This is a genomic window from Amycolatopsis sp. Poz14 (assembly GCF_006704225.1).
GTDB classification, from domain to species: Bacteria; Actinomycetota; Actinomycetes; order Mycobacteriales; family Pseudonocardiaceae; genus Amycolatopsis; species Amycolatopsis nivea.
This window is the reverse complement of sequence record NZ_JACLHD010000001.1, coordinates 1052703-1066907: the sequence shown is the minus strand read 5'-3', so window position 1 is coordinate 1066907 and position 14205 is coordinate 1052703. Positions and strand designations below refer to the sequence as shown.

At 68.3% G+C, this 14205-nt stretch carries 10 protein-coding genes; 5 read left to right on the top strand and 5 right to left on the bottom strand.

Annotated features, from left to right (window positions below; translation table 11 throughout):
• Positions 1-1115: 1115 nt before the first annotated feature.
• The gene (locus FKO37_RS05330) at positions 1116-2945 is read right to left on the bottom strand and encodes a LamG-like jellyroll fold domain-containing protein (protein ID WP_238603871.1); all 1830 of its coding nucleotides are present in this window, start codon (positions 2943-2945) and stop codon (positions 1116-1118) included.
• 124 nt (positions 2946-3069) lie between these two features.
• Positions 3070-3609, bottom strand: a complete 540-nt coding sequence (locus FKO37_RS05325; RefSeq protein ID WP_275292953.1) for a DUF6328 family protein — start codon at positions 3607-3609, stop codon at positions 3070-3072.
• Positions 3610-4581: 972 nt separating this feature from the next.
• On the opposite strand from FKO37_RS05325, the gene FKO37_RS05320 reads away from it, so the two are divergent.
• Positions 4582-5169 (top strand): superoxide dismutase, encoded by a 588-nt coding sequence (locus tag FKO37_RS05320; protein ID WP_037808587.1) that lies wholly within the window; start codon positions 4582-4584, stop codon positions 5167-5169.
• 14 nt (positions 5170-5183) lie between these two features.
• On the opposite strand, the gene FKO37_RS05315 is transcribed toward FKO37_RS05320, so the two are convergent.
• Complete coding sequence (locus FKO37_RS05315; RefSeq protein ID WP_037808590.1) at positions 5184-5585, bottom strand: TIGR03667 family PPOX class F420-dependent oxidoreductase; 402 nt, start codon at positions 5583-5585, stop codon at positions 5184-5186.
• Between the two features lie 181 nt (positions 5586-5766).
• Positions 5767-7458: a DUF2339 domain-containing protein gene (locus tag FKO37_RS05310; RefSeq protein WP_238608215.1), complete on the bottom strand. Its 1692-nt coding sequence runs from the start codon at positions 7456-7458 to the stop codon at positions 5767-5769.
• Positions 7459-8291: 833 nt separating this feature from the next.
• Here FKO37_RS05310 and dusB point away from each other — a divergent pair.
• Positions 8292-9464, top strand: coding sequence for a tRNA dihydrouridine synthase DusB (dusB, locus tag FKO37_RS05305; protein WP_374204200.1), 1173 nt, complete (start codon positions 8292-8294; stop codon positions 9462-9464).
• Between the two features lie 220 nt (positions 9465-9684).
• Here dusB and FKO37_RS05300 read toward each other — a convergent pair whose 3' ends face one another.
• Positions 9685-10104 (bottom strand): Hsp20/alpha crystallin family protein, encoded by a 420-nt coding sequence (locus tag FKO37_RS05300; RefSeq protein ID WP_238603870.1) that lies wholly within the window; start codon positions 10102-10104, stop codon positions 9685-9687.
• Positions 10105-10269: 165 nt separating this feature from the next.
• Here FKO37_RS05300 and FKO37_RS05295 point away from each other — a divergent pair, with 165 nt between their 5' ends.
• The 3 genes from FKO37_RS05295 to FKO37_RS05285 all read left to right on the top strand — a co-directional run bounded on the left by FKO37_RS05295 (position 10270) and on the right by FKO37_RS05285 (position 12589).
• Positions 10270-11103: an alpha/beta fold hydrolase gene (locus FKO37_RS05295; protein ID WP_238603869.1), complete on the top strand. Its 834-nt coding sequence runs from the start codon at positions 10270-10272 to the stop codon at positions 11101-11103.
• A 148-nt stretch (positions 11104-11251) separates the two neighbouring features.
• Complete coding sequence (gene idi, locus FKO37_RS05290) at positions 11252-11815, top strand: isopentenyl-diphosphate Delta-isomerase (RefSeq protein ID WP_037808596.1); 564 nt, start codon at positions 11252-11254, stop codon at positions 11813-11815.
• A gap of 114 nt (positions 11816-11929) precedes the next feature.
• Positions 11930-12589 carry a GGDEF domain-containing protein gene (locus FKO37_RS05285; protein ID WP_051172550.1) on the top strand — a complete coding sequence of 220 codons (660 nt, stop codon included), beginning with the start codon at positions 11930-11932 and terminating at the stop codon, positions 12587-12589.
• Positions 12590-14205 lie beyond the last annotated feature (1616 nt).

Below are 14205 nucleotides of genomic sequence, written 5' to 3'. Positions count from 1 at the left end.
CTGGGCCCTTGAGCTGGGCTTTTGACCTTGACTCGCGGGTTGGCGTATCCGGATCGGGTTGCTCGGGCGATGCCCTTGGGCTCCTTGGAGCCCTTGGGCCAGCGCGGTCGCCCCCGTCGGACCGGTTCAGGCTGGCCCCTGGACTGGACCGGCTGCTCCTTGGACTGGGCCACCTCGGTTCCGCGGCACGCTCCCCGTTCGCGGCGCGTGTCCCGGCCTCGCTTGGCCGATTCCGAAACTGACCAAGGCGGAACATCCAGGCGTTGGACACCGGAGTCCCGGTGCCAGCATCAGCGCTGGCCCCGGTTTCGGAATCCCGGCACGAACGTCAGTCCCGGCAACGAGCTCCACCCGAACCATCCGCCCTGGCACCCGGCTACGGCCGAAACGCCAGTCCGGCACGGTTCCACTGCTGGCCCAGCAACGGCGCTGGCCAGCACGGGCTTCCCCGTTCCAGCAACGACGCTGCCCAACGGGCGAAGCGGGCCTGACCAGTTCCGGCAACGCAGCCGGTCCCGACAACGGTCCGGCTCGACCACCGGTTCCAGCACCCGTGCTGATCCCGGCAACGAACTCCAACCACGCCACCAGCACCTGGCAACGAGTTCCGAGCCACCGATCAGCATCCACGCCGAACCCGGCACAAGTCACCGGCATCCGGGCCAACCAGGCAACGGAACTCCGACCCAGCATCGCCGCTGGTCCAGGAGCCCCAGCCCAGGCAACGGTCCAGCGCTGCCGCTGCCCCGCACACCGACGTTCCCTGCCCCAGTCCCCGGCAAGGGAACGCTCGCCCGCGGCATGCCTCGTCCCGCTCACCGGCACAGCACCGCCCTCGGCGAAATTCCCGGATCCAGCACCCACCCTGAACGAATTCCGACCGTTCCGATACTACTTCAAAATGACTATTACCCCGTCCCCCGATTAGACCGACTGGCGGAAGCCGTCAGTTTCGCCAATACCCCCGAACGGCCGCACTGGCAGAATGTGCCCACCGCGCAATCGGAATAACGCGTCAGAGATTCCCGATCGTCACACCGCCGGCAAGCCGGTCGCGGATCCAGTCCCCGGCCAGCACCCTCCGCAATTGCCGAGCAGCCAATCGGCACCGCTTATCAGCCCAGCAGAAATTCCCGCGGCGCCAGCGCCCGGTCGACCACGCGGGCCTCGCCGATCTCGCCGTAGAAGCTGCGCTCCACCTTGCCCCGGTACGACGACGCGCCGACCAGCCAGCTGCCGCCCGGGTTCGCGAGGCCGATCGCCGGAGTCTTGGGGTTGCGCAGCAGCGGGCAGCCGTCGACGTAGAGTGTGCTGCGCCGTCCGTCGTTGACGACCGCGACGTGCCACCACTTCACCAACGGCAGCTCGTGGCCCCAGTTGGTCGAAATCCCGTTCTGGTTCAACGGGAACACCGCCCACTGCAGTTCTGCACCGTCCGAGACGCTGAACGTCGCGGCCGATTCGTTGGGGTCGTCGCCGGACTTCCCGGCCGCGCCGCCGTTGCCGAGGCGCGCGAAGATGCCGCACCAGCCGTGGGTGCCGTCGCGGAAGTCTTCGGGCAGCCGGATGAACGCTTCGACGGTGTAGCCGCGTTGGAAGGTCAGGTTGTTCATCGGCGCACTGTCGACGGTCTGGAGGTACGCGCCGCGGCCAGGGTTGCGCGCGCCGTCGAAGCGAAGGCTCGCCCGCGACGGTTGGCGGGGCGAGAAATCCGCCGAGTAAGTCAACGCGTCAGGCCCGCTGCCCGGCACGGTCGCGCGGCGCAGATCGTTCCCGCGGCCGGTGAGGTCCTTGATCAGCGCGTTGTCCGGAACCGGAGCCCCCGCACGGCCGCCCTCGAACCGCCAGTACGCGACGGTACCCGGCACAAGCTGCGGTTTCACCGGACGGGCCGGCGGCACTGGAACGGGCGCGAAACCGGCGAACCGCTTGTCGAAGTCGATGTCGATGCTGAAGTAGTCGACGTCGGTGCTGCGCTCGGCCTCGATGCGCTCGAGTTCGGTGAGGTCGCGCCGATCGTCGAGCCACGGCGAGAAGGTGCGGACGTCGATCACCCCGCGGGCGACGTCGAACTGGTACAGCCGGATCATGCCGCTGCCGCCGTAGTAGCGGTCCTGGTAGTTCGTGAGGTGCAGGTGCACGTCGTGGCCGGCGGCGTTGCGCTTCACCATCCGGCTCGGCGGCCAGTAGTGACCGTTGAGGGTCAGGAAGATCTGGTCGCTTTCGTTGACGAACTCGTCCCAGACCTGCTTGCCGAAGTCCGACAGGAACGCCTTGCCCTGCTCGTCGGAGTTGACCAGCTCGTGGATCGTCAGGATCGCGGGCATCTTCGGGTGCTGCGCGAGAACCTGCTTAGCCCACGCGAACCCGCCCGATGACGGACGCCAGTCCATAGCAAGCACCAGCCATTCCCGGCCGGCGGCCCGGAACACGTGGTAGGTGTTGTAGCCGTCCTTTGAGGAGCCGCGGAACGTCGGCGAATTCCGCTGCCGCTGCGGCCCGAACGCGTCGAGGTAGGGCGTCCGCCCGCGCTGGTCGTCGGTGGAGCCGTCGATGTCGTGGTTGCCCGCGAGAGTGCTGTACGGAAACCGGAACCGGTCGAGCACCTGGAACGACCGGCTGATGCCAGCGAACTCCCGGGCCTGCCCGTTCTGCGTGAGATCGCCGAGGTGCGCGAGGAAGACAACGTTGTCGTCGTGCCCGTGGCGCAGCAGGTACGACAACGAGGCGTCCACCGGCGTCGAGTCGCCCCGGTCCTCGTCAAACAGGTACTGGGTGTCCGGCATGACCGCGATCGTGAACCGCGGGCTGTCACCGTCCGGCCGCCGAGCGACACTGGGATCAGCCGCGGCGATCCCGTTCAGGCCAGGAAGCGCGGACACCGCCGCACCAGCGCCGAGAATTCCGGCACCGCGCAGGAAGTTCCGCCGTGAAGAGTCAGTCACGAGCAGGAAGCTACGGGCCGGTCCCGACCGCTACGGCAACAATTGCCGACGGCTCGATGAACAGCTCCATGTCCCCGGCGTTTCTGTCCTGCGCAGGACAAACGGAAGGCTGCGCTGGTTCCGCTCAGTGACCGTCGCGTCGCCTTTGGTCGCCGACGAGCATGCCCGGCACCGCGAACCACAGCAGCCCGAACAGCAAGATCGCCATCCCGCCGACGAGCCCCATCGCAACCGGTCCGAAAGAGACCTTCGCGATCAGCGCGACAGTCACCGTGATCGCCGCGGCAAGACACCCGAACCCAACAAGCACGACCCGGTTGCCGACCCGCAGGATCTGCTCCCGCCGCCCAGTCCGGAACAGCATCCGGTGCCACGCCGCAGGCGCGATCAGCAACGCCGTCGCCGCGACAGTCAGCAACACCGCGAGCAGGTGCAGCGTCTTCTCGAACCCGCTGGCGTCGTGAAACCGACCCGTGAAGACCACCGACAACAGGAACCCGAACAGGATCTGCACGCCCGCCTGCGCGACCCGCAGCTCCTGCAGCAGCTCGCCGACGTTCCGCTGCAACATCTGGTTCCGCGTCTCGCCGGTGTGCTCGACGTCGTCGCCGACGTCCGCCGATCCCTCGACGTCCGCTGTCCCGGTGGCCTGCGCCGGACCGATCGCCTTCGCCAGTCCGCCGGGTTGCGCCGACTCACTGGGTTGCGGCCGTCCGGAAGCCTCGGCCGGTCGACTGGGTCGCGGTGCCCCGCCGGATTGCGGCAGTCCGGAAACCTCGGCCGGTCCGCTGGGTCGCGGCGACCCGCCGGGTTGTCCCAGCCGGGGAGCCTCCGCCTGACCGGTGGCCTGCGCCGACTCACTGGGCTGCTGCGATCCGGCGACCTGCGCCGATTCACCAGCCCGAGCTCGCCCGCTGGATTGCACCGGTCCGCCGCTGCCCGCCAGCCCGCTGCCGGTGGGTCCGCCGCCGGTCGATCCGCCGTCAGCCGGTCCACCGTCGCCTGATCCGCCGCCAGTTGACCCGCCGCTGCCAGCCTGCCCGCTGGCGTCCGCCGGTCGACCGCTCTCCGACGCCCCACGGGTCTCGGCCGGTCCGCTGGCACCCGCCGACTCATGGTCGTCCGCACGACGGCCGTCAAACCCCATGGCGCTGTTCGGGTCGTCAGGCATGTCAGGCTCCACCGGTGCTCGCCAAAGCACCGCCGGGCAAGTCCGACGCTGCCACGCTGCCAAGTACCCACCGCGTCAAGGCCCGAAAACTCACCACGCCAGCCGGACGACCTTCACGTCCACCGCAACGACCTCCCAACTCCACCGGCTCGCTAGCCGCTCTCGTACGCGGAGCGTGCCTCGAACCGCACCTGCGCGCCTCAGAGCCTCACCGCGACGAGCATCAGCACCAGGCTTGACCTCACCGCGGTGCATCCAGACAGCACTCCGCACCCGGCCTGGCCCACGCCTGACCTGCACTCACCCGGTCCGGACAGAGTCTGAATCCGGCTGATCCCGACGCTGTCCCACCCGGCAACCCCACGCACCTCACGCCCGAGGAAAGCCGTCCCGAGATCCGGGCAACCTCCACACGTTCGAGTGGAGAACATGGCACGGCACGCGCCGACTGGTTAGAGAAGTTTCATGCGTTTCCTCCCTAAACTCCTTTCCGCGGCCTTCGCCGCTGGTCTCTCCGTCACGAGCCTCTCGGCCACCTCCGCCGCAGCCACTCCAGCGACGGACTCTCCTCTGCACTTCACTGCTGCCCACGGCACATTCGCGGCGTACGTACCGGGCAGCCATGCCGTCACCTACCGTCCGGATCTCGTGCCCGTCGGTGCCAAGGCGCACGTCTCCGCCCTGTCCGCCGGCCGCGTCGGCACCACCACCGTGCTGGTGATCAGCGGCCTCCTGCCGCAGCACGAATACGGTGCACACGCGCACGTCAACTCCTGCGGCGCCACCGGTGACGCCGCGGGCGGACACTTCCAGCACGTGCCGGACCCGGTGAAGCCTTCGGTGGATCCGGCCTACGCCAACCCGCGCAACGAGATCTGGCTCGACTTCACCACCAACCGCTCAGGCATCGGTCATGCAACCTCCGTTGTGGACTGGACATTCGACGGACGACGGGCGAAGTCCGTGGTGATCCACGAAACCCACACCCACACCAACCCCGGGCACGCCGGCACCGCGGGTGGACGGCTGGCCTGCCTCGACGTCGGCTTCTAAAACAGGAGCTGCCCTCAGAACCCCCAGGACTTCTCCGGAACGATCCGGATCCGCACGGAGTAGTCGGCGTCGAAGGCAGCTGGATCGGCGAACCCGATGCCGGCGTAATGCCGCTGGTACTTCGCCAGGTAGCCAGGTGCTTCGGAGGCCTTGGCCTCGTCGACCTGCGCACGTCCGTTGACGACGATGATGCTCCCGCCGTGTTCGTCGCTGTTCAGGTGAAAACTCACCTCCGGATTGGCGGCGAGATGCCGGAGTTTGGCCGTGCCCGGCCGACTGAAGACCACGATGTCCTCGCCGTCGAGCACGAACCAAACCGGCCGCGGCGCGGGGCGTCCGCTGGGAGTCACCGTGGTGAGCCAGGCGACGGATTCGCCCGCGCGTTCAATGAGTTTCGGGTCGTGGGTGTAGGTCATGGTCGGATACCTCCTCGGTAGGTTTCCCAGGTAACCACGAGCCACCGACAGTTCTGCCCCGCCGACCTTCGCGAGCCGTCTCAAGCCGCTTCCCGACACGGCTCAGTTTTGTTGCCGCACAAGGAAAACCCCCGATCCGAGGTCAATCTCGTTTCCCCGGATCGGGGGACTTCTCGCAAGTTCAGCGCGACGCGACAACCCGCGCGTACCGGGCACCCGCCACAAGCAGGATCACACCGGCACCGAGGAACGCGCCCACGCGAGCCAACCCGTCCAGAGTGGCAAGGTCGAACAACACGAGCTTCGCGACGGCAGCGGCCACCAGCACCAGTCCGGTGATCCGCAACGCGACCACCTTGATCCCGCGCAGGAGAAGGACGAACGCCACCACCGTCCAGGAAACCGTGACGAGCGTGTGGCCAACCAGGAATCCACCACGACCAGGGGCTACGAGCATGGACGCGGTGAGCACCAGCCCAGCAGCGCCGTAGAGCGCGCACAATCCGGCAGGCAGCCAAGGCGCGAGACTGGCCGACTTCACCACGTTGAGCTGAATTGCCGCCCACGGCAACGCAATCGCGGCAGCGAGCAGAAGGACAGCCGAGACCAGCGCGGTCAGGAGAAGATCTCGCGGATGCCAATTCGGGAGGATCAGCAGCGCCGGTGTCACGTCCGACCCGAGCGTGAACAGTCCGCCGATCACCGCGAAGACGAGAGAACCGCCTAGCGCGAAACGGTTTCGAGTGAACTTCGCCGCGAACGCGAGCGCAACTGCCTCGCCAAGCAGGACAGCTCCGCCATCGAACTGCGTGACGGTCGCCTGCATCGCGGCGACAAGACCAGCGATCCCTGCGACAGTACCGGAATTCCCTCGAACGATGATCCAGGTCGCGATGAGCACGACCGCCGTTCCGCCCGCGAGAAGCACAGATTCCGGCCGGTGCAGCATCAGCGCGGCGACCAGGATCGGCAGCGGGGAAACAGCCAGGACGGACAGCGAGTAAGGCTCATTGTCATTGCGCCGCAACGAAACCAGTGCTGCCGCCGCACTGACCACGCCAGCGGCGATAACTGCCCACACCGGCAACGTGCGCAGTCCGGTACCGATCAACGCCGTTGTCAAGGGAGGAATGGCCGCAGTAAACGAAAGGGGCCACCATGACCGTCGAAGCTGGACAGGGACGGTCGCGATCTGGATCATAAGAAGGAACGTCACGAGTTCATCGGTGAAGCCCCGGGTGATCAGGGGCGCACACACTCCGCATCCTCCCACCACGGCAATCGCCAGGAGAGAGGAATCCCATTTGACCGCAAGCACAAGTCCGCCCACCGCGATCGCCAAGCCGACCGCGAGTCCGGCGGGAACCGGCAGGAAATCGTACAAGGAGGTGGCAGCGACAGTGTCGAGGTAGAGCGTCGCGATCCCAGTGGCGACAAGGGCGAATGCTCCCGTGCGCGCCGCCGGCTTGCGGTGCAGCCAAGCACCCGCGCCGACCAGGATCCCACCGAACGCAGCGCCGACCGCCACTCGCGGCAACGGAGCGAGCCAGCCGCGCTGGATGGCCAAGATCAGCAGCAGAACGACCCCGAGCAACGTCACGGCACCGCCAACCCACGCCAGAAGGCGCGAACCCGCGCCTTCGCGGCCGAGTCGCTCACGAAGCGTCGGAGGCGGGATGTAGGGCGGCTGTCCGTATGGCAGCTGGCCATACGGCGGCTGTTGGGCGGTTGCCTGCGGGTGTCCTTGGGCGGACTGGTCGGCGGTGGGCTGTCCGTGGCCCGGTTGGGCGGCGAACTGTTCGGCTCCGGCATCGCCAGCGGCGGGTTGCCCGGTCCCGGGGCGCGGCGGCGACGGGTGGGTCGCGCCGGACATCGGCTGGGCGGAATACGGGACTGCGTAAGGGTTGTACGGGTAGTAGCCCGGGCGCGGGTAGTACGGCACCCCGTGTGCGGCCGAGTAGGCCGGGTACGCGTACGGGCCCTGCGCAGCTTGGTAGCCCGGGGCGGGCGAGTGGCCAGGGGCAGCGGGATAGCTGTGGCCAGGCGCAGGAGGTTGGCCAGGTCCGGCGGGGTGTCCCGACACGGCAGCATTGCCAGGTTCGGCAAACGGGCTCGACTCGGCAGGGCGACCTGACGCGGACGGCACGCCCGGTGTGGCGGCCTGGTCCGGCGCGGCAGTCTGGTCCGGCGCGGCGGCAGCCTGATCCGGCGCAGTGGCGGTCTGGTCCGGTGCGGCGGAAGAGACTGCCTTGTCGGCATGGCCCGGCGCGGCCGCCTGGTCAGAGCCGACGGCTGCTGCGGCCGCGTGGTCGGAGCCGACGGCTGGCATGGCCGGAGAGTCGGAGCTGACGGGCTGAGTACCGCCAGGCGGGTAGTCCGCCGTTGACGCCTCCCCGGTCCGCGCTGCCGACTCGGCGTGGCCGCCCGGTTGGCCCGTCGTCGGCTGGGAGTCCGCGGGCGCGTCCAGAGCGGGCGCCTCGTCGGGCTGGTCGGTGGCCGGCTCGGGCTGGGGGCGCACCGCCCGGAGTTCCGCGCCTACGTGGGTCAGGCGGCGGCCGAGGTCGTCCAGTTCGCCGGCCAGGCGGTGGAGCGTTGCAGCTTCCGTGGTCATACCGGACAGCCTGGGCGAAACGGCACGATGATCGGATCCGTAGCACTACTCAAAGGCTGGACACGAGATGGTCTCGCGGCCACCGACCTGCCCGGATGCGTGTGCCGTACGTCACGGGCGACAATGGAAGAGTGACTGCCACGTTGAGCGCGCCTACGTTGAAGATCGGCCCCTACCAGGTCGATCCTCCCGTCGTGCTCGCTCCGATGGCGGGCATCACCAACGTGGCGTTCCGGCAGCTCTGCCAGGAGTACGGCGCTGGCATCTACGTGTGCGAGATGATCACCGCCCGCGCGGTCGTCGAGCGGCATCCCGGCACGATGCACATGATGACCTTCGGCGAGAACGAAAAACCGAGGTCCATGCAGCTGTACGGGGTCGACCCGAAGACGATGGCCGAAGCGGTCCGGATCATCGTCGGCGAGGGGCTCGCGGACCACGTGGATTCGAACTTCGGCTGCCCTGTCGCGAAGGTGACGCGGAAGGGCGGCGGCGCGGCGTTGCCGTTCAAGCGGCGGCTGTTCGCGGACATCGTGCGCGAGTCGGCGAAGGCGGCGGCTGAGGGCGGCGTTCCGTTCACCGTGAAGTTCCGCGTCGGCATCGACGACGACCATCAGACCTTCCTCGGCGCCGGGCGCATCGCCGAAGCCGAGGGTGCGGCTGCCGTCAGCTTGCACGCGCGCACGGCCGCGCAGCGCTACTCCGGTCAGGCCGACTGGTCGAAGATCTCGGCGCTGAAAGAGGCGGTCACCAGCATCCCGGTGCTGGGCAACGGCGACATCTTCAGCGCGGACGACGCACTCCGCATGGTCGCCGAGACCGGCTGCGACGGGGTGGTCGTCGGGCGCGGGTGCCTAGGCCGACCGTGGCTGTTCGGCGAGCTGGAAGCCGCCTTCCAAGGTCGGGAGATTCCGGAGGGGCCGAACCTCGGAGAAGTCGCGCGCGTCCTGCGGCGGCACACAGAGCTGCTGATCGAGCACGACGGCCCGGACAAGGCCATGCGCGACATCCGCAAGCACATGGCCTGGTACCTGATGGGCTTCCCGGTCGGCTCCGAACTCCGCCGCGGCTTCGCGATGGTGACGAGCCTGAACCAGCTCGACGACCTGATCGCGCAGCTGGACCACGACGCCCCGTTCCCGAGCGCCGCGACCGGACCGCGCGGGCGGCAGGGCTCGCCGGGCAAGGTGACGCTCCCGCACGGCTGGCTCGACGACCCGGACGACGATTGCGTCCCCGAGGCCGAAGACATGCACTCCGGCGGCTGATCACAGCCTGGCCAGAACGACGCTGAGCTTTGCCGACATCTACCCGACGAGCGCTTGGGGCTCAACCACGGGTGTGCGCGCTCGGCGCGGAGTACTTCGTGCACGCAAACGGCAGCCAGCCGAGCCGAAAACCCACCGCTGACCTGCATAGATAGCAAGTGTCCCCAGGTTATCCACAACCCACTGTGGACAACCTGAGGACAACTTGGGTACAGCCGACTCAGGCGTCGATCTCCTGCGGCGCGCCGCCAACAGTGATCTTGCGCGGCTGAGCCTTCTCGGCGACCGGAATGCGCAGCGTCAGCACGCCGTCGACGTAGTCGGCGGCGATCCGCGTGGTGTCGAGCGTGTCGCCGAGGAACAGCTGGCGCGAGAACTTGCCGCGCGGCCGCTCGGATACCTGGACCTGCGCGTCCTCGACCGCGACGGGCGTGCGCTCGGCGCGGACCGTAAGCGCGTTGCGCTCGACGCTCACGTCGATGGAATCGCGGGCGATCCCCGGGAGGTCGAACTGGATGACGTACTCGTCGCCGGCGCGGTAGGCGTCCATCGGGACGGAGCGCGGCGCGGTGCCCTGACCGCCGAAGAACTGCTGGGTCAGACGGTCGAACTGGGCGAACGGGTCGGTGCGGATCAGCATTGTCGAATCCCCTTTCGGACAACTGCGGCCAGCTGCTGGGGCGCTGACCAAGCCTTGCAAAGTTGCCAACGCGCGACTCAACTTATTTGTTCCCGTGTAGCTCACATCACAGAGCTGGCGCGAGACCGGCCAAAACTGTCGGTGCCGGTCCGTAGAGTGCGTCTCGTGATCGACCAGCTGACCATCCCGACCGACGCGGGATCCTTCGACGCCATCGCCGCCGGCCCTGAAGACGGCCGCCCGGTACTGCTGCTGCACGGCTTTCCCCAGGCCGCCGTGGAGTGGGAGCACCAGGTGGCGACACTCGGCGTGCTCGGCTACCGCGCGATCGCGCCGGATCAGCGCGGGTATTCGCCGGACGTGCGGCCCGAGCGCCCGGAGGAATACGGCATCACGACGCTGGTGTCCGATGTCGTCGCCATGGCCGACACGCTCGGCTGGAGCAAGTTCGACCTGGTCGGCCACGACTGGGGTGGCGCGGTCGCTTGGTGGACGGCCGACGAGCACCCAGAGCGCCTGCGCAGCGTCACCGTGGTGTCCACTCCGCACCCGGGCGCGCTCGCCGAGGCGATGCGGACGGACGAGGACCAGCACCTGCGGTCGGCCTACATGACGGAATGGCGCCAGACGCCCGCGACCGAGCGCCGCATGCTGGCCGACAACGCCAAGGCGCTGCGCGACATCTTCGACCGGCGCATCCCGCCGAGCAAGATCGACGAGTACGTGCAGCGACTGTCCGAGCCAGGCGCGCTCACCGCGGCGCTGAACTGGTATCGAGCGGGCCGTCCAGGCGGGAAGATCGGCAAGGTCTCGGTGCCGGCGATGTACGTGTGGTCCACAGAGGACGTCGCCTTCGGTTCCACTGCCGCGCTCGACACCGCGAATTGGTGCACCGGGCCGTACCGGTTCGAGATGCTGGAGGAGGTGTCGCACTGGGTAGCGGAGGAAGCGCCGGAGGCATTGACCTCGCTGATCGTCGAGCATCTCGACAGCCGGTGACACCGGGTTTCGCCTGCGTCGCCGTTCGGTGGGGTGTCCGATGGGCGGGAGATTCGAGCGGTCTGTGAAGGCCTGACACTCGAATCGGGCGAAACGGCCACCCGGCTCGCGGTATCGGCCGGTTCGTGCGTGGTGTTCAGTATCCGGAGTGGACACCAGCACTGAAGCCGAAACCGAACGCGTCGTCTTCGTGACCGAGGACGGCGTGCCGACCGGGGAGACCGGGCCGAAGCTCGCCAGTCACCATGCGGAGACGCGGCTGCACCTCGCGTTCTCCTGCTACGTCCTGCGCCGATCGGACAACGCACTGCTGATCACCCAGCGAGCGCTGCACAAGAAGGTGTGGCCTGGTGTGTGGACCAACAGCGTGTGCGGTCACCCGGCTCCCGCCGAAGCGCTGGAGAGCGCCGTACGCCGGCGGGCTTCGTACGAGCTCGGACTCCCCGAGCTCGACGACCTCGAGTGCGTGCTGCCCACGTACCGCTACCGCACGCCGCCCTTCCAGGGGATCGTGGAGAACGAGTTCTGTCCGGTGTTCGCCGCCTGGACGGACGTCGATCCGCGGCCGAATCCGGAAGAAGTGGGCGGTTGGCGATGGATTTCCTGGGCCGATTACACACAGTGGATCACGGATCCGACGACTGACGCGAGTTACTGGGCACGTGATCAATTCGCGCAGCTCAAGGACAAAAAGCCCTTCTCCGCGCTCTGAGCGAAGAACTGCGCTGCGTGACATCAGCGGAAGTCCGTCGTCCACTTGAGCGAAATTCACCTTCGAACGTACCGATGACTCAAGCCACCGCTCCTTTACGACGAAAACGATGGAGTGGCGGAGGTCAGAGTGTCGGCGGACGACGAGCTCGGAACGGGGGAGACCGCGCCCGACTTGCTCACGTTGCACGAGTCCATCGCGGACCTGTTCGCGACGCGCGGCGACTGGCGGCGGGCCTACCGGCACCTGCGCTCCGCGCTCGACATCGCGCGGGCGGGCAGCCTGCGCGATCCGCTCACCTCGAGCTACAACCGCCGGTACCTCGACCAGCGACTGCCTGAACTGCCCGCGGCGGTGGCCGTCGCACTGGTCGACCTCGACCGGTTCAAGTCCGTGAACGATACGTACGGTCACCTTCTCGGCGACCGCGTCCTCTGCCGGGTCGCCGATCTCCTGCAAGAGGGACTGCCCGCCGATGCGTTCTGCGCACGGTACGGCGGCGAGGAATTCGCTCTCGTCCTGCCGGGAATCGATCACCGGGGCGCCGTCCGGGTCGCCGACGCCGCGCGCCGTCGGGTCGCCCGTCACCCCTGGTCAGAACTCCGGCCAGGCCTGCGGGTTACGATCAGCGTCGGCCTCGCACACGGCACCGAATCCGGGCCGCGTCAGCTCCACCGAGCCGACAATCTCCTTTACGCCGCGAAGCGGGCAGGACGCAACAAGGTCGCTTTCCACGACCGCGAGACCGCGCAGGTAATTACGCACTCTGAGTAACGCACGTCTGCGATTACTCCATTCACTGAACCCGATCTTCACCTGTTCGTCCGCTTCAGTGCGCCTTAGGGCGACGCATGGTGAAGAAATTCGCGGGAGGGTGTCGTCACGAACGGCGGGTATCCGTACGATAACGAAAAGCTCCCCCGGTACGACGAGTCCTGGGAGACCCGGCGAAGCCGCCGGGTGTTCAAAGGTAAGCCGCCCCAGCCTGGCGCCTGACGTGCGAGAGGAGACCGAGTGCCCGACGAGCGCAACACCCCCGGCACCGGTCGCCATTCCGACACCACGGCTCGCCCCCGCGGCGGACGCCGCCGTTCGATGGACACTCACGGCGGCATCAGCGTGTCGGATGTGGTCGCGCGGCACACCGGCGAACGACCCGCCTTCACCGAGGACCCCGGAACACGGCATGCGGAACCGGTGAACCGGCTCGCGGAACCGGGCACCCGCCGCGCAGAGCCCGGCCGTCGCCGAGCGGACGCTGAGCGCCCTGAGCCAGGGCGTCGACGAGCGGAGCCGGACGCCGGTTTTCCGGGGACGAACGGCCGCGCTGGGTTGCCCGCCGAGCCGGGTCGACGGCGGGCGAATGGGCACGTCAACGGGGTCGGCAGCAGGCATGCTGGGCCGGGAGACGGCTCGGATCTGGGTGGCCTGGCGAATGGCCAGGTCAATGGGGTTGGAGGAAGGCGCGGCGACCCCGCGGAAGGCGACGCTGCGTCAGCCGGTGGACGAACGAACGGGCACGTCAACGGGGTTGGCAACCGCCACGGTGAGGCGGTTGGCGGAGAAACCGGCTCGATCGGCAGGCGGGCCAAGCGGCACAGCGAGCCCGCGGACGACGCGCCAGTTGACGGACGTGCGAACGGGCACGTCAACGGAATCGGTGGGCGGCACGGTGAGCCTGCCGACGACGCCGCATCAACTGCCGGATGGGCCAACGGGGTCGGCCATCGGCATAGCGAACCTGCGGATGGCGACGTCGCATCAACTGGCGGGCGGAGGAACGGGCACGCCAACGGAACAGGACCTGCGGACGGCGACATCGCGCCAACTGGCGGATGGGCGAACAGACACGCCAGCGAAGTGGGCAGCAGGCACGGTGAGCCTGTCGGGGACGACATTGATTCAGTCGGCAGGCGCGCGAACGGACGCGGCAGCCGACGTGGCGGGGCAGTAGAAGACGATGCCGGATCGGCTGGCGGAAATGGGCGGGTCAATGGTCTCGGTGGTGTCGGCAATCGGCACAGCCGAGAGGTAGCTGACGGTCCCGAGCGCAGCGGAGTTGGCGGACCGGCAGATGACGTATCCGCGCTGGGGAGCCCGAACGGAAGTGGCGACCGGCGCAGTGGCGACGCTGGTCTTTCTGGCGGACGTCGGGGCGGTTCGGACGTCGATAGCGGTGCCGGGCCTGCGCGAGTGGGTGGGCGGGCGCTTTTTGGCGGAGCGGTGCCGGACGGCGTCGGCGACCCGGATGGTTCTGGCAGGCGGCGGGAGCAGGTCGAGTCGGGGGAAGGGCTTGGCGAAAGTGGCTACCCGGCACCTGGTGGTCGGCGGGCTCGACCAGTCGACGGCCGCGGGGAGACCCGGCATGCCGCGCCGGATTCTGAGCTTGG